The sequence below is a fragment of the Hahella sp. CCB-MM4 genome (assembly GCF_002260525.1).
GTDB lineage: Bacteria > Pseudomonadota > Gammaproteobacteria > Pseudomonadales > Oleiphilaceae > Hahella.
The window spans coordinates 1-429 of record NZ_MRYI01000093.1 but is presented as its reverse complement, the minus strand read 5'-3'; the positions used below and the strand labels follow the sequence as shown (position 1 = coordinate 429).

1 protein-coding gene is annotated in these 429 nt (G+C 53.6%); it reads right to left on the bottom strand.

The features are described from left to right. Window positions 1–178: 178 nt before the first annotated feature. Window positions 179–429 (bottom strand): hypothetical protein (locus tag BTA51_RS30365; RefSeq protein ID WP_210404963.1); only part of this gene is annotated, 251 nt, incomplete at its 5' end.

Below are 429 nucleotides of genomic sequence, written 5' to 3'. Positions count from 1 at the left end.
GGACGGTATAAATCTGATCGCAGTCGGCGGCGAAGGTTTCTGCCGTTGCCTCATCAATTCTATTATCAGCTTGGGTGCTGAACGTGTATCCGCCGCTCTTTTCGCAGAGCACAATGGATAGGAGTGGCCCGGTGAGCTGCGATCGCGAATACGCTTCAATAAAGCCTTCCATCGACACCTAGCCGGTCGAATTGAACATGGAGTAGGGAAAATTGTCGTCAAGCGCATCAACTGTGTTGAAGGCCGGAGTGTAGATCGAGTCAAGATTGCTGAAATTTGGCTTCACCCCAGTCAAGTTCAGTTCCAGATCAACGACTCGTCGCGGAAGTAGCTCGGTGCCGCTTTGGTCATAGTCCGGAAACGCCTCTGGATCACTCAAGGCAGTCGTCCGATCTGCTCCGCGCAGCAAGGCTAGCTGCAGCCCTGAGC